General features: G+C 59.3%; 21 protein-coding genes. 16 read left to right on the top strand and 5 right to left on the bottom strand.

Annotated features, from left to right (window positions below; translation table 11 throughout):
* The first annotated feature begins 444 nt into the window (after positions 1-444).
* Together MRS74_RS03370 and MRS74_RS03365 are read left to right on the top strand one after the other, a co-directional pair.
* Positions 445-1,599 (top strand): extracellular catalytic domain type 2 short-chain-length polyhydroxyalkanoate depolymerase, encoded by a 1,155-nt coding sequence (locus MRS74_RS03370; RefSeq protein ID WP_254578859.1) that lies wholly within the window; start codon positions 445-447, stop codon positions 1,597-1,599.
* Between the two features lie 30 nt (positions 1,600-1,629).
* On the top strand, positions 1,630-2,139 hold the full coding sequence (locus MRS74_RS03365; protein WP_254578858.1) for a hypothetical protein: 510 nt from the start codon (positions 1,630-1,632) through the stop codon (positions 2,137-2,139).
* A gap of 65 nt (positions 2,140-2,204) precedes the next feature.
* On the opposite strand, the gene MRS74_RS03360 is transcribed toward MRS74_RS03365, so the two are convergent.
* Together MRS74_RS03360 and MRS74_RS03355 are read right to left on the bottom strand one after the other, a co-directional pair.
* Entirely contained in the window at positions 2,205-2,786 is a 582-nt protein-coding gene (locus MRS74_RS03360) for a hypothetical protein (RefSeq protein ID WP_254578857.1), read from the bottom strand.
* A gap of 142 nt (positions 2,787-2,928) precedes the next feature.
* Positions 2,929-4,923 (bottom strand): sigma-54-dependent Fis family transcriptional regulator, encoded by a 1,995-nt coding sequence (locus MRS74_RS03355; RefSeq protein WP_254578856.1) that lies wholly within the window; start codon positions 4,921-4,923, stop codon positions 2,929-2,931.
* A 306-nt stretch (positions 4,924-5,229) separates the two neighbouring features.
* On the opposite strand from MRS74_RS03355, the gene MRS74_RS03350 reads away from it, so the two are divergent.
* The 11 genes from MRS74_RS03350 to MRS74_RS03300 all read left to right on the top strand — a co-directional run bounded on the left by MRS74_RS03350 (position 5,230) and on the right by MRS74_RS03300 (position 15,775).
* Positions 5,230-5,856, top strand: coding sequence for a helix-turn-helix transcriptional regulator (locus tag MRS74_RS03350; RefSeq protein ID WP_254578855.1), 627 nt, complete (start codon positions 5,230-5,232; stop codon positions 5,854-5,856).
* Positions 5,857-6,197: 341 nt separating this feature from the next.
* Positions 6,198-7,184: a thiamine pyrophosphate-dependent dehydrogenase E1 component subunit alpha gene (locus MRS74_RS03345; RefSeq protein WP_254578854.1), complete on the top strand. Its 987-nt coding sequence runs from the start codon at positions 6,198-6,200 to the stop codon at positions 7,182-7,184.
* 75 nt (positions 7,185-7,259) lie between these two features.
* Positions 7,260-8,288, top strand: a complete 1,029-nt coding sequence (locus tag MRS74_RS03340; protein WP_254578853.1) for an alpha-ketoacid dehydrogenase subunit beta — start codon at positions 7,260-7,262, stop codon at positions 8,286-8,288.
* A 1-nt stretch (position 8,289) separates the two neighbouring features.
* Positions 8,290-8,523, top strand: a complete 234-nt coding sequence (locus MRS74_RS03335; protein ID WP_254578852.1) for a biotin/lipoyl-containing protein — start codon at positions 8,290-8,292, stop codon at positions 8,521-8,523.
* 65 nt (positions 8,524-8,588) lie between these two features.
* On the top strand, positions 8,589-9,281 hold the full coding sequence (locus MRS74_RS03330; RefSeq protein WP_254578851.1) for a 2-oxo acid dehydrogenase subunit E2: 693 nt from the start codon (positions 8,589-8,591) through the stop codon (positions 9,279-9,281).
* Between the two features lie 4 nt (positions 9,282-9,285).
* Positions 9,286-10,047, top strand: a complete 762-nt coding sequence (locus MRS74_RS03325; protein WP_254578850.1) for a lipoate--protein ligase family protein — start codon at positions 9,286-9,288, stop codon at positions 10,045-10,047.
* A 115-nt stretch (positions 10,048-10,162) separates the two neighbouring features.
* Positions 10,163-10,717, top strand: coding sequence for a gluconate 2-dehydrogenase subunit 3 family protein (locus MRS74_RS03320; protein WP_254578849.1), 555 nt, complete (start codon positions 10,163-10,165; stop codon positions 10,715-10,717).
* Between the two features lie 2 nt (positions 10,718-10,719).
* Positions 10,720-12,300 (top strand): GMC family oxidoreductase, encoded by a 1,581-nt coding sequence (locus tag MRS74_RS03315; protein ID WP_254578848.1) that lies wholly within the window; start codon positions 10,720-10,722, stop codon positions 12,298-12,300.
* Positions 12,301-12,470: 170 nt separating this feature from the next.
* On the top strand, positions 12,471-14,144 hold the full coding sequence (locus tag MRS74_RS03310; RefSeq protein WP_254578847.1) for a pyrroloquinoline quinone-dependent dehydrogenase: 1,674 nt from the start codon (positions 12,471-12,473) through the stop codon (positions 14,142-14,144).
* Between the two features lie 243 nt (positions 14,145-14,387).
* A complete protein-coding gene (locus MRS74_RS03305; RefSeq protein WP_254578846.1) occupies positions 14,388-14,855 on the top strand; it encodes a c-type cytochrome in 468 nt (155 codons plus the stop codon).
* Between the two features lie 83 nt (positions 14,856-14,938).
* Positions 14,939-15,775: a substrate-binding periplasmic protein gene (locus MRS74_RS03300; RefSeq protein ID WP_254578845.1), complete on the top strand. Its 837-nt coding sequence runs from the start codon at positions 14,939-14,941 to the stop codon at positions 15,773-15,775.
* 61 nt (positions 15,776-15,836) lie between these two features.
* On the opposite strand, the gene MRS74_RS03295 is transcribed toward MRS74_RS03300, so the two are convergent.
* Complete coding sequence (locus tag MRS74_RS03295) at positions 15,837-16,436, bottom strand: cytochrome P460 family protein (RefSeq protein WP_254578844.1); 600 nt, start codon at positions 16,434-16,436, stop codon at positions 15,837-15,839.
* 117 nt (positions 16,437-16,553) lie between these two features.
* Here MRS74_RS03295 and MRS74_RS03290 point away from each other — a divergent pair, with 117 nt between their 5' ends.
* The 3 genes from MRS74_RS03290 to MRS74_RS03280 all read left to right on the top strand — a co-directional run bounded on the left by MRS74_RS03290 (position 16,554) and on the right by MRS74_RS03280 (position 19,712).
* Positions 16,554-17,369 carry an AraC family transcriptional regulator gene (locus tag MRS74_RS03290; RefSeq protein WP_254578843.1) on the top strand — a complete coding sequence of 272 codons (816 nt, stop codon included), beginning with the start codon at positions 16,554-16,556 and terminating at the stop codon, positions 17,367-17,369.
* Between the two features lie 312 nt (positions 17,370-17,681).
* A complete protein-coding gene (locus MRS74_RS03285) occupies positions 17,682-18,299 on the top strand; it encodes a VOC family protein (RefSeq protein ID WP_254578842.1) in 618 nt (205 codons plus the stop codon).
* Between the two features lie 54 nt (positions 18,300-18,353).
* Positions 18,354-19,712 (top strand): HupE/UreJ family protein, encoded by a 1,359-nt coding sequence (locus MRS74_RS03280; RefSeq protein ID WP_254578841.1) that lies wholly within the window; start codon positions 18,354-18,356, stop codon positions 19,710-19,712.
* Between the two features lie 531 nt (positions 19,713-20,243).
* Here MRS74_RS03280 and MRS74_RS03275 read toward each other — a convergent pair.
* Together MRS74_RS03275 and MRS74_RS03270 are read right to left on the bottom strand one after the other, a co-directional pair.
* A complete protein-coding gene (locus MRS74_RS03275; RefSeq protein ID WP_254578840.1) occupies positions 20,244-20,984 on the bottom strand; it encodes a sulfotransferase family protein in 741 nt (246 codons plus the stop codon).
* A gap of 1,445 nt (positions 20,985-22,429) precedes the next feature.
* On the bottom strand, positions 22,430-23,122 hold the full coding sequence (locus MRS74_RS03270) for an RluA family pseudouridine synthase (protein ID WP_254578839.1): 693 nt from the start codon (positions 23,120-23,122) through the stop codon (positions 22,430-22,432).
* Positions 23,123-23,595: the final 473 nt, after the last annotated feature.

Here is a 23,595-nt window from a genome sequence, read left to right as displayed (position 1 = left end):
GCTGCCGGACAGCAATCCGCGCCCATTCGCTGCCTTTAAGTATGGCCGCCAGCCTTCGGGCTTCAAGCAACTGCCAGGCACCATTCAACTAATAAAGCAGACAGACAGCAGGCTGTGACACATCATCTGTGATACACCATGAACCGCCACAGACAGTCTCACAGACACCCGACAATGCATAATGCAGCGCAACATAAGCGTCTCTTAAGCACGACATAATGGGCTATATCGACCTGGACACTCCACAAACGAGCATTCAATAATGCACAAAAAATCGGAAAAAACGGCATTTTTATCAATTTTTAGTGCCATTAGTACGGTCGTTTAACTTTCATGCGGCAATGAGAATAAAGCACTACAATAATTTGTGCATGTGCGTTATAACATCGATTACGATGACACTGCCACAGGCATAAATCAGCGACTCAGGGACAGGTAAAAACCATGAAACCAGCTCATAGCCAGATTGACGGCCAGATCAGATCCTCGCGCCACTCAGGACAGCACAACACCAAGACTCGCCTTCTTGCGGCGGCCATCCTTGCCACGGCAGGCCTCGCCTCAGTCGGCCTTGCGACCCACGCCCTGGCAGCAACTGAAGCCAGTGCCGCTGTCGCCGCCCTGCCTGCAATAGGCGCGGATATCAAGCGCACTTCGGTGTCAGGCCTGTCATCCGGCGCCTTCATGACCTCGCAGCTGTATGTGGCCTATTCCGACATCATGGTGGGTGCGGGCATCATCGCCGGCGGCCCCTACCTCTGTGCCAAGTCCTGGTCTCTGAGCCCACTGGTCATCAATGCCACCACCACCTGCATGAGCCCGCTCACCCCCGCAGTCGGCCCCAATACACCGCTGCTGGTAACGCTCAGCCAGGCACTGGAAAAGACCGGTGACATTGCGCCGCTGGACAATCTGAAAGACGACCACCTCTATATTTTCAGCGGTCAGAAAGACAAGACCGTAACCACCGCGGTGGTTGATCAGACCGAGAAATACTTCGAGACCGTCGGGGTTCCGGCCAGCGCCATACAGTACGACACCAGCGTCGACGCGGGCCATGCCATCATCACCGACAGAAGCCAGGACACCGACTGCCCGGTGACAGCCGCCCCCTATATCAATGACTGCAACTTCGAGCAGTCGACCCGCATTCTCGATCAGATTTACCCCGGCATGAAACCGCCTGCCACCTTGCTGAGCAGCGCCGTACTGGCATTTGATCAATCCGCCTTTATCGACTCCAAAACCACCAGCATGAGCGACACGGCCTACGCCTATATTCCGGCCACCTGCCAGGCAGGCAAGCAATGCGCGGTGCATGTGGTGTTTCACGGCTGCAAGCAGGGTGCTGCAGTAATCGGCGACAAATACTATGCCCAGACCGGTTATAACTACATGGCCGAAGCCAATGACCTGATCATGCTCTACCCCCAGGTACAGCCCTCCAATGGCGCACCGCTGAACCCTGAAGGCTGCTGGGATTTCTGGGGCTACTCGTCCCCCACCGCTGCCGAGCCGGATTTCTATTCGCGCAATGCGCCGCAGATCAGCGCCGTGTACCGCATGATCGAACGTCTTTCCCAGCCCCGTGCACTCTGACGCACTCTTTAAAACAACAGGAAACCTGCCATGACCACCGAAACCACACCACTGCTAGACCCTGATCTGACCGACGCACTGCAGCACTGGAATCAGTACTGCGACCAGAGCCGTCAGAACGCCCTCATCCTGCTGAATGCCATCACACCGTTAAAGGATCAGATACAGGTCACCGGGCAGTTGCTGGAAGTTGCCCAGAAGACCAACTGGCTGGAAGCGAGTAGCAAGCTTGCCGACCCGACGACTATCGCCGGTGCCTTCAGTGAGCTGGCGGATATACAGATCGCAGCGCTCGGGAAAATGCAGGAGGGTTACAGCGCCTTTCTGAAAACCGCCCAGGCATCGGGCGATCAGTTAAGTAAGCTGGGCAAGGATGTTGACTCCCCCCAGGCACTGCTGGCCGCGAGCCTTGAGACCAGCCTGAACATTCTGAAGCAGTACGAAGCCGATGCCACGGAAGAGGCCAGCAGCATGAGTGCAATCCAGGCCGCCTACCGTGCCTGGCTGCAGAAAAACCTGCAGGCCCTCGGCGGCGCCTGAACCAGGTCAGCAGGCCTGGGCCTCAGGGCTCAGGCCTGCTTATTCAGACCCTGTACCAATGCGTCTCAGGGCCAGACGTCCCCTGCAGTACAGTCCGCCACATGCAGCACATTGTTGCGTGCATCGTTGGGGATATACACCTGATTGACGGCGGATTTGGCGTAGGTCATTTGTTTGCACTGCGCACTCTGACCAGGCCCCACCACCAGTTTTGCACCCACTTTGAGGGTACAGGCACTCATGCGGTCCAGCTCGCTCCAGGACGGGCAGATACTGTTATCCTCGCGGTACTGAAGGCGCGGCCCCTCCGGCATCTGAAACGACCACCAGCTACCGTAACGGGTATAGTCCCGCGCACTGTCCCACACCCGATACACAGTAACTGGCTGCTGCGCCACCAGCACCTGGCCTGCACAGAGCTCACCGGCGCCACTGGCCCCGAGGGCTTCCTGCAGCAGGGCATCATCCGCCACCAGCGCAAGACCCGGTGGCGGACTGTTAATCTGGCCGACACAGGCCACACCATCAATACCCTCAAGCGCCTGGGCATCAGCTTGTCTATCGGTACTGTTGAAACCGGCGCAACCGGTCAGCAACAGTAACAGCGTAATTCCAGCGCCTCGCACCACGCGTCCTTGTGTACTCACGACGAACTCCTTTTCATGCAGAAGATAAAAAATGGAAGGTAAAATTTAGCCTGCGCGGCCGCTACAGAAGCGCCAACAGCCCGGCAGGATCAGCGAACAGAAGCGCTGACCCTGAACAAGGTTACAAGGCCCACTCTGGAATTCAAGCCTCACTCAGGCCGTATTTTTTAATTTTACGGTGCAGTGTCGAGCGGCTGATGCCCAGCGCCTGGGCGGCACGCAGAACCACCCAGCGATGCTGTTGCAATGTCGCCAGAATACGGGCGCGTTCACCCTGTTCAGCGGGAACATTGCCCTGCACAGAGGTGCCCAGCGACACCAGCCGGTCCGGTGGCAGCTGATCCGCCAACGGCTCGCTCTGCGTCAGCATGGCAGCAGCGGCCAGGGTACCAGCCCCCTTATCCGTCGGCTCACCGGGGGCCTGCGGAAAAACCTCATCCGGCAGATCGGTAATGCGCAGGGCGCGCCCGTCACACATGCACAACGCAAACTGCAGCGCGTTTCTGAGCTGGCGGATATTGCCAGGCCAGTGATAGGCGCTGAGCACCTGCAGCGCCGGCTCGTCCATCTGTATGGCGTCGGATTCGCGCAGCTGCCAGAAGACCTTCTCGATCAGAGACTGCCGGTCCTGACGGTCACGCAGCGCCGGCAGGCCAATGCGTACACCGCTGATGCGGTAATACAGATCCTCGCGAAATTCCCCCTGGCTCACGGCGTCGATCAGATCCCGGTGGGTGGCGCAGATCACGTGCAGGTCAACCGCGATCGGCTTGATCTGACCCAGCGGCGTGATCTCCCGTTCCGCCAGAACCCGCAGCAGGCGCGCCTGCAACATCAATGGCATATCGCCTATCTCATCCAGAAACAGGGTACCGCCGTTGCTGGCCTCAATCTTGCCGACCTTGCCACCTTTCAATCCACCGGTAAAAGTACCGGCGCTGTAGCCAAACAGCTCGCTTTCTATCAGGGATTCAGGGATGGCGGCACAGTTAAGCGTAACGAAGGGCTTGTCATGCCGCGTACTGCTGGCATGAATCGCCCGGGCCCAGACTTCCTTGCCCGTACCCGTTTCGCCCTGCAGCAAAATGCAGATATCGCGGTTCAGCACTCTATGGCAGATATCGGCATTGCGTTGCAACGAGGGATCGGTGCCGGCGGCATGATAAAGCGGCGAATCGAGACTGGGCCTGGGCGTCGCACTTGCAACAGCCGGCGCCACTGAAACCGCCGCCCGCCGCGTCTCAACTGCCAGGCGCATCAGCCAGCAGCCATTGCTGCCGCCGTGCTGCAACGACCAGGGCGCGCGCTGCACGTCCTCAAGAGTCGCGCCGGTCAGGGCCGCCAGCCCCTGCCCGACGATCAGGCAACGCTCGGGGACACCCAGCTGCATCAGAGCCGCCGAGGTGGCCCCCAGTATCCAGCCGGAATCATTCACCGCCAAGAGCGCATTGGACTGGCTGGCATCGGCCAGCGGTGAGCTGACCAGTGCCAGTAAATTATGGCGGGCAAAGGCATAACGAAACATGGAGGCTTCGATCTGGTCGGCGGTATCGCACACCAGATTCAACGCCAGCCCCTGGCCGATCTTGTCGCCCTGGGCATAGGTCGAGATATCCAGCGCGCCTATGATGTTGCCGTCGGGCGCAATCAGCGGTGCCGTGGAGCAGCTGAAACGCTGCAACTCGCGGCCAAAGTGTTCACCGGCATAAACGGTCAGCGCCTCACCGGTGGCCAGGCAGGTCCCCAGACCGTTGGTACCGACCAGGTTTTCAGTCCAGACCGTGCCCAGACTCAGCCCTTTTTCCGCCAGCTCCTGGCCACGATTCGAATCGATGTATTCACGCAGGACGATGCCGCTGGCATCGGTGACCAGCACACAGTAACCGGAATTTCCGCCCAGGTAACGCAGGCGTTCAAACACGGGTTCAGCCGAATGCAGCAGGCTGTCCTGCAGGCTGCGGGCCTCGCGTACTTCGCTGTCGCTCAACCGTGGTGCCCGTAAGCTACGGCCCGGATCCAGCTGGTAGTCTTCAATACAGCGCTGCCAGGATCCGAGTATTTCGGGGCCCGCCTGCTCAGGTGCGCTGCGCTGCGAAGCAGCTTGGGGATGGTTTCGCGGAGAATTGCGGCTAGTCATGGGAGATTCGGATTATTCCCGTCAGTTTATTGTTGTTATCTGGCCCATCATAGGCTCAGGCAAAGGCGACTGTCCACAGGCCCGCGGGCAGCGGCGGCGACTGGAGTGCGACACTGTCACCGCAGTGTTGCGACACCGCAATGGAACAGTTCGTCGCATTGTACAGCCCGCTACCCCGCCTCCAGGCCCCGGACGCCCCCTATCCGCTGCCATTCCGTGAACTGGTTCGTTTCTTGCTGCGAGCTCTGACAATGCGCATTGCGATTGAAGCGCAAATTTCGCACAACAACAAGAAGAGGCCCGCCCATGAACCCTTGCCTGAACATTCTCATCGCCCACCGCTCGCCGCTGTATCGCCGCGGTCTGGAGCTCGCCCTGGAGCAACAGGGTATTCACTACCAGAGCCGCCACTGCGATCACTTTCGTGACCTGTCACAGCACTGGCTCGCCGCCACGGGCCATAGCCTGCTGCTACTGGATGACAGCCTGCCGGGCCTGTCCTGTCTATGCAAACTGACCGACCTGGTTGAACAGCATACTGCTCCTGTATTGCTGTGCAGCGCCGCCACCGACCCCGCCCTGATCGCAAAATTTCGCCGCAGCGGTGTACGCGGCCTGCTGCCCGCCACCATGCAGGCAGCGCATCTCGCGGCCGCACTGGCGCAACTGCACGAGGGTGAGCGCTGGGTCCAGCCTGCACTGGCGCCGGCACGGCCTGAACTGAGCCCGCCCTCGCTGCACCGCCTCACCGCAACGGAAATGCGTGTGCTGCACTCCCTCGGCGATGGCCTTGCCAACAAGCAGATTGCCGACAGTCTCAACCTCAGCGTGCATACCGTGAAAACCCATATGAGCAGTATCTTTCGCAAGCTCGATATCAGCAACCGCACCCGCCTGGTCATGAGCCTGCAGCAGATACGGCTGTCCGCCTGACTCCGGCATCTGCTTTTCACTCGCACCCTTGCACTTGTCTCTCGAACCCGTCGCTTGCCCCCCTGTTGCTGGCCCCCTGTTGCTAGCCACTGGCACCCTTCCTGCCCATCCTGCCCATGCGCCCGGAAACTGTGTCACCGGGCGCGACAGTCTGTGTCAGGACTGCGGCAGCCATCGCGACAGCCTGTACCACCACCGTCGACCCGGCTCCGGAATTTATTACAAATACCATTAAAAACAGTAACTTAAAAAATTGGCACGGTGGTTGCTCTACTAATTACAGGCATCAGGCGTGCACCTGAGCCGCCATCCGAATATCAAGAATAAAAGGAGTGGTTTCCATGAAGCCCAGCAAAGAACAACAACTCTGGATGTACGAGCACATGCTCATCAGCCGCTACTTTGAGGAATCCATCGAAACCATCTACATGGAAGGCAAGACTCCCGCCTTTAACATGGCCAAGGGCCCCATCCCCGGCGAAATGCATCTGTCCAACGGCCAGGAACCCTGCGCCGTGGGTGTCTGCGCTCACCTTAACGCCTCCGATATCGTCACCTCCACCCACCGCCCGCACCATGTCGCCATCGCCAAGGGTGTTGACCTGGACCGTATGACCGCAGAGATCTTCGGCAAGAAAACCGGCCTGAGCGGCGGTCGCGGCGGCCATATGCACATATTCGATGCGGCAGTGAACTTCTCCTGCTCCGGCATCATTGCCCAGGGCATGGGACCCGCCGTCGGCGCCGCCCTGTCGCGCCAGATGCAGCAAAAAGACGGCGTTGCCGTGGCCTTTCTGGGTGAAGGCGCCGCCAACCAGGGTGCCTTCCACGAGACCCTGAACCTGGCCGCGGTCTGGAAACTGCCGGTGGTGTTCGTCATCGAAGATAACGCCTGGGGCATCTCGGTTTCCAAGAGCGCCTCCACCGCCATCGAGCGCAACGACCAGCGTGCCGCCGCCTACGGCATGCCAGGTCACTTTGTTCCCGGTAACGACCCACTGGCGGTGTTCGAGGTGGCGGGTGAAGCCATCGAGCGCGCCCGCCGTGGAGAGGGCCCAAGCCTGATCGAAATCGAAACCTACCGTCTGGCCGGACACTTTATGGGGGATGCCGAAGGCTATCGCCCCGAAGGCGAGAAAGACGCTCTCTTCGCCAAGGATCCGATTCCCAAAATGCGTGCACAGCTGCAAGCCCAGCACGGCTGGACCGACAGCGACGATGCCGCCCTGGTGACACGCTGCCACGCCAGGGTCGACACCGCCATTGCCTTTGCCCGGGACAGTGCCTTCCCGGCACCGGAAGAAGCAATGGAAAAGGTCTTTGTGTAATCCGGTCTTCAAGACGGCCTTGCCCGGATCCATGCCGCAAGAAACCCCCTATTCCAAGAACAAGAGGAGCAGCAAATGACTGTTGCCACTAAAGAACGCAAGCTCACCATTGCCCGCGCCATGGCAGAAGCCATCGCCCAGGAAATGCGTATCGACGAAAAAGTGTTCGTCATGGGTGAGGATGTAGGCCCGCTCGGCGGTGTCTTTGGTAACACCCGCGGCCTGCACGAAGAATTCGGTTCAGTGCGCGTACGCGATACGCCTATCTCCGAAACCGCCTTCATGGGAGCCGCTGTGGGCGCCGCCTCCGATGGCATGCGCCCGATCGTCGAACTGATGTTCGTCGACTTCTTCGGCGTCTGCTTCGATGCCATCTATAACCTGATGGCCAAGAACACCTATTTCTCCGGCGGTGAAACCCCAGTGCCGGTAGTACTGATGACCTCCACCGGCGGCGGCTACTCGGACGCCGGCCAGCATTCCCAGTGCCTGCATGCCACCTTCGCGCACCTGCCGGGCATGAAGGTGGTGGCGCCGTCCAACGCCTACGACGCCAAAGGCCTGATGACCGCAGCGATTCGTGACAACAACCCGGTGATCTTCATGTTCCACAAGGCGCTGCAGGGCATGGGCTGGCTGGGCACCGAGAAGGACGCCATCGTCCATGTGCCGGAAGAGGCCTACGAAGTGCCCATCGGCAAGGCCGCCGTGGTGCGTGAAGGCAGCGATGTCACCATCGTCGGCATTACCTCCGGCGTGCACCACGGCCTCAAGGCTGCCCGGGTACTGGCCGAGCGCGGCATCAGTGCCGAAGTTGTGGATCTGCGCTCCCTGGTACCGCTGGACCGCGAAACCGTGCTGGCATCGGTACGCAAGACCGGTCGCCTGATCGTGGTGGATGAGGACTACCAGAGCTACGGCATGAGCGCCGAAATCATCAGCAGCGTGGCTGAACAGGGTGTGGCGCTGAAAGCCGCGCCCCAGCGCGTGGCCTATCCTGACATCCCCATTCCCTTCACCCCGGTGATGGAGCAGTGGGCGTTGCCGAGTCCCGAAAAGATCATTGCCGCCTTTGAAAAAATGCAAAAAATGGAGACCCGCTAAGATGAGTATTGAAGTCCGTGTTCCCGAAACCCTGTGGGAAGAAGACAGTGAAGCTGTCATCACCGCCTGGCTCGCCAGCGAAGGCGGCAACGTACAGCAGGGTGATGTCATCGCCGAGCTGATGGTGCAGAAAATCCAGTACGAGCTGGAAGCACCGGCCAGCGGCACGCTGCAGATCCTCAAGGATGTAGACGACGTCATCGCCAAGGGCGAACTGATCGGCCATATCGGCTGATAGAGCCCTGCCCGGTTAACACTGCAAGGGGGACAGCTGCATGTCACCCTTGCCGGAGAATAATAATGTCCACCAGCACACTCGAGGCCCTGAGCCTTAAAATCATACCGCTGCGCGGTGTGCGCGGCATGATCGCCGACAATATGCGCAAAAGCCTCGATGAGGCCGCGCAGTTGAGCCACCATGCCGACTGCGATGCCACGGCACTGTTTGAAACCAAAGTGCGCCTGGCCGAACAGGGTATCAAGGTATCGATTGAAGACCTGATCGCCCAGGCCGTGATCACAACCCTGGCCCGGCACCCCGATGTTAACGGTCGGGTTGAAGGTCGGGAAATACAGCTCAATCCCTCGGTGCACCTGAGTCTGGCGATGACCCTGCCCGGCAATCTGCTGGTCGCGCCCACAATCTTCAATGCCTGCGCCCAGTCACTCACGGAGCGCAGCGATGCACGCCGCGAGCTGCAGACCCGCGCCCGCAGCGGCAAGCTCAGCGTACCTGAGATGACCGGCGGTACCTTCACCATCAGTAACCTCGGCCTGTCCCGGGTGCGCCACTTCACCCCCATCGTCAACCTGCCACAGATCGCCATTCTGGGCATCGGCGAAACCCGCCTCAAACCCTGGGTCATGCAAGATGGCCAGATCAGCGTGCGCCGCATTATGGGGCTGTCGCTGAGTTTTGATCACCGCGCGCTGGACGGCGGCCCCGCCGGCGCCTTTCTCAGCGATCTGTGCGATCAGATCGAACAGGGGTGAACCCATGATCAGCCCGATGCCTGCAACAACAGTCGTGTCGACACAGGCCTGTCAGCCCGCTCTCAGCCCGGATCTACACCCTGCTCTGGACCCTATGGAAGGCCTGAAGCAGGAACTGGCGCTGCTCGAGCGCGTGGTACAGGGCCAGCAAAGCTCCGGCGTTTTCCTGTGGCGCTGCGAACCGTCCCTGGTCGTACCGCGCAGCCTGTGCCGCAGGCCTGGGTTCGATCAGGCCAGTGCGGCCATGCAGGCCCAGGGCTGGCCGGTGGTGGTACGGGACACCGGCGGCGATCTGACGCCCCAGGCACCCGGACTGATCAATATCGCCATCGCATTTCGTCAGCGACGCACACCGGGCGCCATTCGCGACAGCTACCTGCGCCTGTGCCAGCCGCTGATCGAGAGCCTGGCGAACCTGGGTATTGAGGCCTACTGCGCCTCGGTGGAAGGCGCCTTCTGCAACGGTGACTACAACCTGGTGGTGGAGGGGCGCAAGCTGGCCGGTACCGCCCAACGCTGGCGCAAGATGGCAAGCCACACGGGCGCCGCAGCAGACGAATTCGCCGTGCTGGCCCATGCCGTGATCCTGTGTGATGAAAATCTTGCTGCGCTGTGGGCCGCCGGCAACAACTTCTACCGCGCATGCGACATGCCCGATCGCATCGACCCAGGGCTGCATGTCTCCCTGGCCGAGTTGCTGCCAGGCAGTACCCAAGACCTGATCCAGCAGAGCCTGCAGCGCTTCGGCGCTTGCCTGCAAAGCTGACGTCACAGCCCGAACATAACGCCATCCAACCCGGACAAGCCCAACTCAACCCACAAAAAAAACAGCTCGACAGGCGCACCGACCCTTTGGCCGGACGCCATCTGAAGGAGGCTCCATGAACAAGAATAAAACCGCAGTTCCCAGCCCCAACACCAACCTGAGTCGTCGCCGCTTTCTGGCGCGCAGCACAGTCGCGGCGGTGGGCGTTGGCGCCCTTGGCAGCACCCTGTTGTCACCGGCTGCCTGGGCCGCCAGTGCCATTGGCGATCATGCCAGCGCCACCCTGTTGCGCATGGCTCGGGATGTATTTCCCCACGACAAGCTCGAGGACAAATACTACGCCCAGGTGATGAGTCCGCTGGCCGAACAGGCCGCAAAGGACACGGATCTGCAGACTCTGCTCAAGGACGGCGTTGCGACGCTGGATGAGCAGGCGAAAAAACGTTTTGGCAAAGTCTACCTCGAGGTTGCCACCGAAGCCGACCGCGTCACTGTTCTCAAGGCGCTGGAAGACACCGCCTTTTTCCAGAAGATCAAGGGCGACCTGATGATGGGCATCTACAACAACCAGGAGCTCTGGCCCCGTTTCGGTTACGGCGGCTCCGCCTGGGAAAAGGGTGGCTATATCAACCGCGGCTTTGATGAAAACGACTGGATTGAGGGGGTCTGAGCATGACAACTAAATTTGATCTCAATGACGACAGCCTGGTGGTTATCATCGGCTCCGGCGCCGGCGGCGGCACCCTGGCCAACGAACTGGCCCAGAAAGGCATCAAGTCGGTGGTGCTCGAAGCCGGCAGGCGCTTCAAATTGGACGACATCGAAAACGACGAGTGGAAGATGTTCGGCAAGATCTCCTGGCTCGACAAGCGCTACGTCGAAGGCCCGGCGCGCCTGGCGAAGGATTTCCCCAACCTGCCCGCCTGGATCGTCAAGGGCGTGGGCGGCGCCACGGTGCACTGGGCCGGCGTAGCCATGCGCTTTCAGGAACACGAGTTCAAGATGAAGACCACCAACGGCGTGGTGCCCGGCGCCAATGTGCTCGACTGGCCCGTCACGCTCAAGGAACTCGAACCCTATTACGTCAAGGCCGAGATGAAGATGGGCGTCTGCGGCACTGAAGCCACCGGCATGCCGTTCCACGGCCAGAGCAGCCACTACAAGGTGGTCGCCGAGGGCGCCAAGCGCATTGGCGCCAAATGCGAACAGGCCACCCTGGCAATCAATACCCAGGTGCGCGATGGCCGTCCGTCCTGCCAGGTCAACGGCTTCTGCATGCAGGGCTGCAAGATAGGCGCTAAATGGTCGACCATGTACACCGAGATCCCCAAGGCCGAGGCCACCGGCAATGTCGAGGTACGGCCGCAATCCATGGTGCTGCGCATCGAACACGACAAGACCGGCAAGGTCACAGGCGTGCTCTATGCCGACCAGGACGGCAACCAGCAGCTGCAGAAAGCCCGCATAGTCGCGGTGGCCGGCAACTCAATCGAGTCACCGCGCATGCTGCTCAACTCCGCCTCGTCGATGTTTCCCGATGGTCTGGCCAACGGCTCCGGCCAGGTCGGCCAGAACTACATGACCCACACCACCGGCGGCGTTTACGCCGAGTTTGAAAAACCGGTGCACATGTACAAGAGCACCGTGGTGCCCGGCATCGTCCACGAATGGAAGGACAACGACCCCAACCGCGGTCACCTGGCCGGCTACGAGCTGGAAATCCTGCACCTTGGGCTGCCCTTCATGTCGGCCTTCATGAAACCTGGCAAGGGCGGCTGGGGCCGTGAACTGGCCGACTCCCTGGCCAACTACGACAACATGGCGGGTTTCTGGATCTGTGGCGAAGACATGGCGGTGGAGTCCAACAACATCACCCTGCATCCCACGGAAAAAGACCAGTACGGCCTGCCGGTGCCGGTGGTCTACAAGACCGACCATATCAACGACACCCGCATGCGCAACCATGCCTACGACCGCTCCAAGGAGCTGTTCGACTCCATCGGTGCCATCAAGGTCAACAACCTGCCGCCCTACCCGGCCAGCCACAACATGGGCACCAACCGCATGAGCGAACACGCCCGCGACGGTGTGGTCAACAAGTGGGGACAGAGCCACGAGATCAGCAACCTGTTCGTCTCCGATGGCAGCCAGTTCACCTCCAGCGGCACCGAAAACCCGACTCTCACCATCGTCGCCCTCGCCATCCGCCAGGCCGACTACATCGCCGATCAGATGAAACAGCAGCTGATTTAAGACCCGACCTACAAGGTCACCTTGGCGCGCACTCCGCGCGCCCTTTTTAATTCCATCGTGTATGGCAACGCCCAGGGTGAAAAACCCCGGGCGCGGCTTGCCACGCCTGCTGGCTGACCGCTGTCAGCCAGCCGCTGTCTCCCTAAAAAAATTACAAAGAGGCCTTTTCCATGCGTGCACTGAAAAAACTGCTTTTGATCTCGGCACTCAGCTCAGCCGCCCTGCTCAGTGGCCCTCATTCGGCTCAGGCGGGCGAGCCCGCCGTCGACAACCCGGACAACTGGCCGCAGTACCACCGCACCTCCAATGCCTGGCGCTACAGCCCGCTGGACCAGATCAGCCCCGACAACATCAAGAACCTCAAGGTCGCCTGGATTCATCAACCCGGCGATATTCAGATGGGACTGCAGGCCACCCCCATAGTGATTGACGGCATCGTCTATTACATAGGCCCCAACAACAATGTGTTTGCCGTGGAGGCAGACAGCGGCAAACAGATCTGGCACTACCAGCCGGATCTCGATGACGTGGCCTATGAGGTGTTTTACGTCGCGGCCAGTCGCGGTGTCACCGTAGGCCACGGCAATGTCTATATAGGGTCCCTGGACGGGCGCTTTATCGCCCTGGATCAGAAAACCGGCAAGGAAAAATGGTCCACCCAGATCACCGAGCCACGGGAATGCTATGGCTGCCTGTTCTCGTCCCCGCCGCAACTGGCCGGCGACATACTGTTCGGCGGCACCACCGGCGGCGATCAGCCTACCCAGGGCAAGATCTATGCGGTTAACGCCATCACCGGCGAAAAAGCCTGGACCTTCGATATCCTCGACAAGGACAACCCCGCAAGCTGGCCCGGAGACTCCGGCGAGGTGGGTGGCAGCGGCGCCTGGCTGCCCGGCACCTACGATGAGAAGAGTGACACCATCTTTATCGGCACGGCCAATGCGGCACCGGACTTTTACGGCGCCGAACGCGAGGGTGACAACAAGCACAGCGCCAGCGTGCTGGCACTGTCACCCAAGGATGGCTCACTCAAATGGGCCTACCAGGAAATCCCCCATGATGTGTGGGATTTTGACTCCGCCTACGAGGTCATCAGCCTGAAGCGCGACGGCAAGGATCTGCTGGTACACCTCAACAAGAGCGGCTTCGTGTTTGTGCTGGAAAAAGACACCGGCACCCTGGAAAACGTCTGGCCACTGGCGCAGAACATCAACTTTGCCGAGGGCATCGACAAGAAAACCGGCGCCCTGATCGGCCGTATTGACATGCCCGAAGGCGAGGAAACCACCGTCTGCCCTTACCTTTTGGGTGCGCGCAGCTGGAACCATGGCGCCTACAACCCCGATACCGGCCTCTGGTACACCAATGCCATGGAAGTCTGCAATCAGGTGGTACCGGCGCAGCAGGAACACGAAAGCGTGGGCATTGCCGGCCTCTACCTGGGTGTCAGCAAACTGGTGGCAGTACCACCGCCGGGCGGCAAGGCATCGGCACGCCTTGATGCTCGCGACCCTATTACCGGCGAGCTGAAGTGGACAGTCGACTACCCGCTGCCCGGCCTTGGCAGCGTACTGACCACCGGCGGCAACCTGGTCTTCAACGGCGATCCCCGCGGTGTTATCCATGCCTATAACGCACAAAATGGCGACGAAGTGTGGAACTTCAACGCCGGCTCCGGCCTGCGCGGCGGTATCGTCAGCTATGCCGTGGATGGCAAGCAGTACATTCTCGCGTCCACCGGCTTTGGCTCCCATGCACCTGGCTTCATGGCCAGCGCCTTCCCCGACGTAAGCGGCCTGCCAGGCGGTGCCGCCCTGGTGGCCTTTACCCTCGCAGATTAGGAGGCTGTCCGACAACACTCAACCTACTGCGAACCACCTGAGATTGGCTGTTTTTTGTGCTGTTTTTCGTTAAATAGAACCACTATTCGCCTTAAAACATCGCAAAAACCAGCTCAAACCAGTCGGCTCTCGCTACGGCCAGCATTCTCGGACAGCCTCCTAGCGCCCGTTAAGCGGACTCATCAACTCATACGCCACCCGGGGGCCTGCTCCCGGGTATGGCTTTACTATCGGTACACCCCCATGACTTCCAACAGGCTCAACAGATTCCATACCTTCAATACCCTCAAGGCGACGGCACTCGGCCTATCGCTGTCGCTGCTGTCGGTGACCAGTTTCGCCGTCGCCCCCCCGATCGATGCGGGCAAAACCCACCCGGCCCCAGGCGCAGCGGCCAAGGCCTCCACGGCAACCGCCGATGCCGCCGCCAAAACCCTGGTGTTTGACGATCTCGAACAGTCGGTCGCCAAAGGCGAAAAGCGCTTTAACCAGTCCTGCGTTTACTGCCACGGCAACCGGGGCTCAGGCGGCAAGGCGAAACAACTGCAGGGACGCAATTTCGACGCCGACTATCTGTTCAAGACCATCACCAAGGGCAAACGCCGCGGCGCCCTGGTCATGCCGCCCTGGGAAAAAACCTTTTCGGATCAGGAACGCTGGGAACTGGTGACCTTCATTCTGTCGCTAAGTCCGCCAGACAGCACCCGATAGCCAAGCGGCACAGCGGCTTCACCACTGTGCCACAAGGCTCCATCGACTCACCCAAGATCCATACGCAACAAGGGACACTCACCATGACCATAGCGCGACTGCACCCATCGCTCCTGCTGGGGCTGGCGATTCTAACGCTTGCGGGCACCGGCGTCCGGGCGGGAAGCCTGGAACATATTCAGAGCAGCCAGCAGCTGGAGCTCTGCGCTCACCCCGATATGCTGCCCTTTTCCAAACAGTCTGATCCGCCCGCGGGCTTTCAGGTCGAGCTGGCCCAGGCGCTGGCTGAGCGGCTGGGCGTCGAGCTGGAAATTTCCTGGATCATCAGCCGGCGCAGCGCCAGCAAAACCGGCTGCGATCTGTACGCCGGCGTCGCCCGCATTGATGACACGCCATCCAGATACCTCAAGCTGACCGATGCCTTCGTGCGCATGGAATCCGTGCTGGTAACACGCCCGGACCTGCCCGCTGTGGGCTCCATCGCCGACCTGCAGGGCATGACCGTGGGCGTGGCCCCTGGCAGCGTTGCCGCTCACCAGCTAAATCAGCAGGGCATCAGCACCTCGACGCGCTTTCTGGATGAAAGCAAACGCCTGCAGGCACTGCTCAGCCAGGATATAGACGCAGCCGTGGTCACCCAGCTATCCGCCGGCTGGCTACAGCAGCAGTTACAACAGGAACAGGATGTTAAGAATGACCCGCAGAATAAGACACAGAGCGCACTGAACATTATCGATGCTGAGCAGCTGCTTGGCACCAGGCTGAACTACGACTATGCCCTGGGCCTGCGCAAGGCTGACCAGAACACGCTGGATCACTTCAACGCCCTGCTGACCAAGATGAAAGCCGATGGCAGCCTGGCCACCCTTTTGCGCCGCTACGGGCTCGATGCCGCCGGCCATATAGCCCTTAACCAATAACCAATAACCAATAACGACTCACCAAGATAGCCCCTGGCTCCAAAAGCCAGGGGCTATACCATTACTTCACCATGGGCGCCTGCAGGGTCGGGTAACCCTCGGTAAACACCCAGTCATTCTGCTGCGCAGGCAGATGGCAGCCCTTGCAGGTCTCGGCAAAGCTCGCCGATGCATTCATGCCACTGTCCCCGGCCTTGAACAGCGCCCAGCCCCAGCCCTCACCCCAGTGGGGGTTATCAAAACGGGCCTGGTTATCCTTCACCATCACAAACCAGACCACCGGGTCCCTGGCCCAGAGCGCAGGACCCGTGGTCTTGGCGCCGGATTCAATGCTGCGGATTTCCTTGATCAGTACGGCGCCATCGGGAAAGACACCCTTTTCACGAAAGGACCTGGCCGCTTCTGCCTGGGTGTAGACATCATGAAAGCCGGCCCCCGGCGCCGTCGCCTCCGACACTACCCAGGACCCCAGATGGGTCCATTCAAGGCGAAAATCCTGCGGCAGTGAAATGCTGCCGCTGGCGTCGACATAACGGCTGTAGGTGTCTTCTGCCAGTGACTGCGACTGTGCCGCGCCCGAGCCCGCCAGCAGTGCTGCCAATGCGCCTGCCTTCAACGCTGTCTTCAAACCTGGTAACACCCCTTCCATCATCCTGTTCATGCTGCACCTCCGATGCATTGTTTTGGCTAAAGCCCCTGAATCAGCCATGCCAGTGTGGACGACAAAACGAGACTGCTGGTATCTTTTAGTCTCCATTATTTATCCAGGCGTATCTTTATGGACAGGCTCGCCGCCCTGCTGCAGCACTTTCATTTGCGTGCCCGCATCTTCAACAGCGGCCCCCTGTGCGAAGCATCCCGCTACGACAGCACGGATGGCCTAGGCCACATACATCTGCTGAAAAAAGGCAGCCTGCGCCTGCAGGTCGATGGTGCCCCCGACCGCCTGGTGACAGAGCCCAGCCTGATCTTCTTTCTGCAGCCCACCGGCCACAGCCTGGTTCCAGGCGCGGCCGGTGCCGAGACGGTGTGTGGCGATTTCAGCTTCGGCTCGGCCCGCAACCCGCTTTCCCGTGCCCTCAGCGGCCCAATTCTGCTCGAACTGGCACAGCTCGACGGCCTGAGTCGCACCCTGGAGTTGCTGTTTGATGAAGCTCTCATCGAGCGTTGCGGCCGCCAGGCGGCGATGGATCGGTTGTGCGAACTGCTGATTATTCAGCTGTTTCGCCACCTGATGGACAGAGAGGAAATCGACGTCGGCCTGCTGGCAGGCCTGGCTGATCCGCGCCTGGCCCGCGCCCTGATGGCGCTGCACGACCAGCCCCAGGCCCCCTGGACCCTGGCACAGATGGCCTCGGAGGCCGGCATGTCCCGCGCCCGCTTTGCCGCCGCCTTTCGCGAGACTCTCGGACAGACGCCCGGCGACTACCTCACCCAGTGGCGCATCAGCCTGGCGCAATCGCTGCTGCTGCAAGGCCGCCCCACCGACTGGGTCGCCCATGCCGTGGGCTACAGCGGCCCGCCGGCACTGGCCAAGGTGTTCCGCCAATCCCTCGGACTGTCGCCAACCCAGTGGCTTAAAAGCAGCGACTGAGGAGCCCGGCCTGCTCCCGTGCCCCAGCAACAAGACCCCAGGCAATACCGGCAATAAAAGCAGACCGGCCCTGCCACAGACTGTCGCACAGATCGCTGCGACACTCTGAGCCTGGCGTAGCGCCACTGCGGCACTTCCTTCCCCTTGGGCGTCCGAAGATTTGTCCCTGAACATCTGGCCAGGCCCTCGTGAACGGGCTGGAAGGCCCGTGGTTTCTGGCGATTCCAGTAATTAGCCCGGCCAAAAGTCGTACTGGCATCTTATTTGCCTTGTCTTGCTGGCAAACCCATAACCACAAAAAGGAAAATATTTATGGCTTCCCGTTATCGCAAGGCGCTCTCCGTGCTGCTGCTCGGCTCTGTCGCCTATCTCGGCTCCCTCGGTACTGTCGGCTCAATAGCCAATGCTGGCAGCACCCCCGGCGTGCGCGGCACCGATCATTTCGGTTTTACCGTACCGGACACCGATCAGGCGGTGGATTTCCTGGTGGATGTGATGGGCTGTCAGGCCTTTTTCACCATAGGCCCCTTCGGCCCCTTTGAAGACAACTGGATGCAGGACAATCTGGATGTAAACCCCCGCGCCACTATCCCTGTGGCCCACCTGGTGCGCTGTGGCAACGGCACCAACTTCGAGATCTTCGAATACACATCCCCGGACCAGCGCAAGACCCAGCCCAAAAACAGCGATATCGGTGGTCACCATATCGCCTTTTACGTCGATGACCTCGATGCCGCCATCGCCTCGATGAAGGCCGAGGGTGTGCGCTTTCTGGGCGAACCCCATCCCTTCACCGACGGCCCCCTGGCCGGCCTGACCTGGATATACTTCATGTCGCCCTGGGGCATGCAGATGGAGCTGGTTTCGGCACCGAATGGCAAGGCCTACGAGAAAAACACCCCGGACCGTCTCTGGGATCCGCGCAGCTGATCGTACCTAAACAACCGCCGCCCGCCGGGCGGCGCTTTCGGGAGTCTACCGATCATGCATTCATTCACTGGCCGGATCAGATCCGTACTGACACCGACACTGGCGCTTTGTCTGCTGCTGGGCGCGACACAGGCCCAGGCCCACTTCCAGAATTTCCTTGCCCGCATAGTCCATATCGAAGCCCATAACGGCGGCACTCTGATCCATGCCCGCCTGCCACTAGCAGCGGTGCTGCTCCCCCGTGACTGGAACCCGAACGCGCCTTTGCACGGCGTCCCTTATGTCGCGCCAAACAGCGCAGTGGACAGCCCCGATGCGCTGCTGCTGGATACAGCCGCACTGCAGGCGGCACCCCAGCAGCTGCAGGCGCGTTTAGCCCGGGCCTTGCAGCTGGTGCGGCTCACGCAACAGCAGGACAGAAGCACGACGCCCGTTGAAACCCTGCCGCTCATCAGCGCCATCCGCATTCAGCCTGTAACCGAGCGCAGCCCCTTCACCCATCTGCCGCAGATTCGCGCCGCCCTGAACCTGCCGCTCGATACGAGCCAGGCGCCGCGGGAGATGGCCGATGCCCTGGTGGATTTTCGTGCTTTTTATCCCGACACTCCGCTGGATGAGCTAATCGAAATCCGCAGCAGCCCGGATGAGTGGCCGGATATCGCGGCGCGTTCGATCAATATCATTACGCTTTATAAAAACGCCAGGGACAGCAAGGGCGACAAAACCGACCAGAGCGGTATCAGTAACAAGGGCGCCGAACGCACCCGGCTCACCTCATCCGGCGTGCTGGCGCAACACCTTGGCAGCGACAGCCAGCCTGAATGGCGCTTGCGCGACAGCCTGGGCTCCGGTTTCAAGCATGTGCTGATAGGGCTGGATCATGTGCTCTTTATGCTGATTCTGATTCTGGCGGCACGCCACTGGCGCGGTTTTTTGCGCAACTCCCTCGCCTTTACCCTCGGCCACTCCATCACCCTGGCCATAGGTGCCGCCGGGCTGCTTGGCAGCGCGCCCTGGTTTATCCCGCTGATCGAAACCGCCATCGCCCTGTCAATCCTCTACAGCGGCGCCTGCCTGCTGCTGGGTCTGGAACAGCGCCTGCTGGCCGGGCGGGTGTTTTTTATCGGTCTGCTGCATGGCCTGGGCTTTGCCTTTATGCTGCAGCAGGCCAGTGGCCAGGCCCCCGGCGATCTGCTGATGCTCTGGTTTGGCTTCAACGCCGGCATCGAGCTGGCCCAGCTGTCGATCTATGCCCTGGCCCTGCCGCTGCTCTGGCTACTGGGGCGTTACTGGCCCCTGCCGCAACTTCCGTTTCGCACCCTGCTGGCCACACCCTGCCTGCTGGCGGCACTCTTCTGGTCGGGCCAGCGCAGCCTGGATCTGATGAATGCCCTGGGATGGAGTCTGGCTTAGCGACGCAGGGCGTCACAGTGCCCGCTCTGTATCCGGATAAATGTGGTGATGGGCGGGCATATCTGGCCAAAATACCGGATTTTAATTGGCCTTGCGGCAAACATGGAGTTACTGGCTTTTTATCACTAAAAAGATGACTTTTGGTTTTATGGCGGGAATGAGCGAGGGAATTGAACTGAGCGACTGAGCGCCGCTTTATTGTGATGGGAAATAAAAAAGCGGATAGGATGATCGGTGCGGGCGGACGCTTTGAGAGAACTTGATGGTTCATGTTACGCCTTTCTGGCGTGTCACTTTCTTTGCTCGTGCAAAGAAAGTATCCAAGGCTCTTTACCTTGAAGAATGCGCCCCAATGAAGTTTTTTTCTGCGCTCTGAGCTCATTTTTCGGGAGCAAAAGGAAAGACTGACCCCGAAACCCAATTATTAAAGAGCAAGTATGGGCGAAAAGCCTGGAATTTTTTAATGCCTATTGACGTGGGGACGGCTCATAGGTGTTATGGCAGCCCAATACACACAATACATTGTTGTCTCTAGGCCACTGCATGCACTAACCCGTAAATCAAGCCAGCAGCAGCGATGGCGGCTATGCCGAGGATAAAATAGGCCCCTCGGGTGATACCCGCTATTGTTTGCTTGATGGCGGCACGATCATTCACATTGGGAAAGTCAATAGATGGCTCGGTGACGCCTAAAAAATCGCAAAGCGGTTTCCATCCTTGATCTACGGAAAAGACCAGAAGCCTTTCCGCTGGTACTGACGCTTTCACCTCCTCGATGTGTTGTTGATAATGAGCAATTGCTTTGCTCCGATCTTCCATGGTTCCTTTGTGCGATCGTTGCCAAATCAGCTTGCGGGACATGTCACCCATCTTCCTTCCGAATGGCGTCAATAGTTCCAGAACTTTGAACTGCCACATAGATTCGGTGAAGTAAATAGTATCCATGGTGCTTTCGTACCAAGCTTCAGCTCCGCGCGGATGCACGGTTAGCAAAACCTTGGCGTCAGGATAGGCGGCCATGAGCTCGCGCCACACACAACATGCCGGATTATCTACAGTGGCCGAGTACTTTGAAAAAACCTGATCCCACTCAAATTGGGTGCCAGGTTCTTCGTTGGCAACTTTTCGCCAGAAATCGAGGTGTGACTTGTTTTCCTTATTCTCGAGCACCTCAAACATGTGATAACAAGGAAAGCCCAGCTGGTTCAGCGCCGTACATACCGACAAAGTACCGGTCCTACCAAAACCGACACCAATGACTTTGAGATTCATACTTCACCCACCGTTTTTTATTTTGAAAGAGTCACGGGGTCACCCATTCGCTTCTGTACTCGATACCTCACCACATTGCCCTGCTCTTCTCTTCTGAACGGGCTGAAAAACCACGCTACCGCCCTAACGATGACGAAATACGGTCTTGCATTCGATGCAGGCAGAGCCAGGAATAACGGAGGGATTGAGATTGGGGAGGGAGAGTTCACCCAGCCTGGCTTCCGTTGCTCAGCTGACGATTGTGCTTTTATGACGATCAAAACATGCACCGGTACACCGTTGGCGCTCAAAGCATGATGCCCAAAACAGATTCAAGTTGGAAGGAAAAAGGAGCGAGTATAGAAAGAGCAGCAGTGATGCTGCCCTCCATAGCTGGCTGGCGGGCATGACGACTGGTAACCATCCGGAATTACAAAGCTGAACTCAACCCACCGAAACATCAGAACGGCTTTCAACCCCCTCAGCAGCCGACGAGCACCGGGATTATGTTCCGATCAGACCCGAAGGGGCGAGGCAGGGACTGCCGAGCCGCCGATTGGGGACATGGATGTCCCCCTGAGCGGCGTCCGGGGCATCATTCCGGCGCGCAGTGTAGCCGCAGGCCGGCTGATGGGTGGCGCATTCTTTATGGTAGAGAGGTTTGCACTCTTCCCCTTGTAAAAAGTCCTTGTCGCGTAACAAGGACTCTCTACAAGGTGAAGTGGGTCGCCGAAAGGCGAAATACAGACTCGAAAATTCATCAGAGTTTCCGGCCGCTGGCGCGATCTGCGATAAACAGCGCTTTGGCTTTAACGCCTATGAACTTATCACAGCCATTCGGCATGCTGGCGTACCGCCCCACGGTGTAATTCGCAGGCTCATTGACACCCTACGAAAGCAGCCATTGCTACACCTACAGGAAAATATCTACCACCGAAACAGCAGAGCAGCTCCCTTCCCCCTTATGAAGCCGGCGAGCACTGAGGTCATTCGGCGAAATGGCCCGCAGGGGCGCAACAGGGACTGTTGCGCCTCCGATGAGGTACATGGATGTACCGTCAGCGGAGCCCGCCGAATGATCTCAGAGCGCAGCGAAAAGGCTTCTCCGGGGGCGCCTTTCTTTGGTTACTTTCTTTGCGCGTGCAAAGAAAGTAACACGACCGAGAGGTCGTAACAGGGATTACCAGACAGTTACTGTAGCCAGATATACTGCAGATCCCGTCGAAAAATACCTCTCCACACCGACGAGCAAGGCGTGGAAGTGTTACCCATGTCGTTGAACTGAACTGTTACCTATGTGGGTGAACCGTGCCGTAAGGAGCTTTGGATACTTTATTTGCACGAGCAAAGAAAGTAGCACTACCAAGAGGTCACAACAGGGATAACCAGCAAGCCACCATGGTTGGCTATATTGCCGCCCCCCCTCGATGGATACACCTCCACAGCGCCAAGCAAGACCTCACTGGTCAAAACGGACAAGCACAGCCCCCATGAAACGCCTCACCAGTACCTGGATGCTCAAAATACAAGTCACTGGCATGCAACAGCAAACGCTCTGCCATCTGTTCACTATGCCCACTTTTATACAGATCACACCCAAGAATAGGATGGCCCATCTCCAGGCTGTGAATCCGCAACTGGTGTGTACGCCCGGTAAGCGGGGTGAATTGCACCAGGCTCCTGCGCGGTTGCTCCAGGCGCTCCAATACCCTGAACTCACTGACGGCCGCTTTGCCGGTGCTGTGGCAAATTTTTACCCGGGGAAAATGGTTTTTATCTTTCGCTATGGGCGCAGTAAACTGCCCCTGATCATCGGACACCCAGCCTTCCAGCAGGGCCAGGTAGCGCTTTTGAATCCTGCGCGATTGAAACTGTTGATTGAGATGTTGTGCCGAGGCTGCATTCAGCCCCACCACCATAATGCCCGATGTCCCGAAATCCAGTCGATGGGGTAACTTTGCCTGCGGGAATGCCGGGCTCGCCCCCGCCTGGCCCTGTACCAAACGGTGATGCACCGAATCCCAGTTAAGGGGGTTTTTACCCGACAAACTGAGCAGGCCACTGGGCTTGTTGATCAAGAGGATGTCGTCATCCTGATACAGAATCACCACTAGTTCGTCACACACCGGCGCCACAAAGTCATCAACGATGGCAATCACCGGCGAGCCTGCACTGGACATTTAATATTGCCGCTCCTGGAATGCATAACGCCTCACTCACCGCTTTGGGTGGGCTGGCGATTTTTGTGGTGTTGTTCAAAAAAGTGGCAGCAATTATCACACCGACTGAACCGTGACTACCACCGAAACATCAGAACGGCTTCCTTTCCCCATTCTGAGCAGAAAATTGCTCCTGCATTTTCTGACTACCGGCCATCCATGGCCATATGCCGGCGAGCATTGAGGTCATTCGGCGAAATGGCCCACAGGGGCGCAACAGGGACTGTTGCGCCTCCGATGAGGTACATGGATGTACCGTCAGCGGAGCCCGTCGAATGATCTCAGAGCGAAGCGAAAAGGCTTCTGCGGGGGCGCGCTTCCTTTGCCTACTTTCCTTGTCGCGTAACAAGGAAAGTAGGTCGCCGACAGGCGAAAATACAGACTCGCAGAAAACCCGCAAACCATCCGCCGCC

It is taken from the genome of Marinobacterium sedimentorum, assembly GCF_024267675.1.
GTDB classification, from domain to species: Bacteria; Pseudomonadota; Gammaproteobacteria; order Pseudomonadales; family Balneatricaceae; genus Marinobacterium_A; species Marinobacterium_A sedimentorum.
This window is presented reverse-complemented; position numbering and strand designations above follow the sequence as displayed.